Genomic DNA, 904 nt, shown 5'->3' with positions numbered 1-904 from the left:
AGCGCTATAGACAAACCAATACGACAGATTCTCCTGAAGCGGCTTTTACCTTACAACTGGCTCAAACCCAGCATTACCTTTACGCAGCTATCGCCGTCACTGACGAACTAGTCAGTTATCGCCGCAACCACCTTCGGCTCGATTATAGTGATCATATTCGCTTAAGTTATCGCGCACCAGAAGGCCATATTGAACGCATCATTCTTCCTGCTGAACATGAAGGCCCCTTAGCGAGTTACTTCAGTAATCATGAATGGGAATACGGTATCGCACCCAGTACTGAGATCGAAAGTCACCAGACAGGCATTCAAGGCTTTTGGCGACGTTCTGAGTCAGGCTATGTTGTTGAATTTCGCCTTCCCCTAAGCCAATTAGATACCCAAGGAGCAGAACTGCATATTGCAGTTGTCGATGTCGACCAGCAGCCCTCCCTTGGTCCCAAGGCAATTATCTCGACACTACCGTCTGAGTTGGCAGGTCAATTTAACCCTCTAGAACTTCATGCAAGAGAGCTACAGCGAGTCATTGACCAGCTGAAGTCCAACTACGCGCATTTAGGCATCTACGACCGCCGGGGCCGCGAGTGGGCCTTTGCAGCAAGAGACAAAGGCGGCTTTGAACTTGATCAAGACTGCCTAAACAATGCCTTGAAGGGTAGCGTTCAGCAATACCAGCATATGAAAGGCGACGCTCCGGACTCCAGAATAACGACCTGTTACCCAATCATTAAGGATAATAAAGCCATAGGCCTAGTCGTCATCGATGAAGCTGCCAGCCATGTACTTGAACAACACAAAACCAGACTACAAGCTATTGCAATTAAAACCGGCGCTATCATTGCCCTGATCATCGCACTGATGTTTATCTATGCCCTCATTCTGGCCCAACGCATCACCAAATTAAG

The 904-nt window shown here is 48.2% G+C and carries 1 protein-coding gene; it reads left to right on the top strand.

What is annotated here, in order from left to right; translation table 11 throughout:
- Positions 1-904 (top strand): hypothetical protein (locus tag A3729_RS33270; protein WP_197475946.1); only part of this gene is annotated, 904 nt, incomplete at both ends.

The organism is Oleiphilus sp. HI0043 (assembly GCF_001634935.1).
The sequence above is the reverse complement of the archived record's forward strand: the minus strand, read 5'-3'. Positions and strand labels throughout refer to the sequence as shown.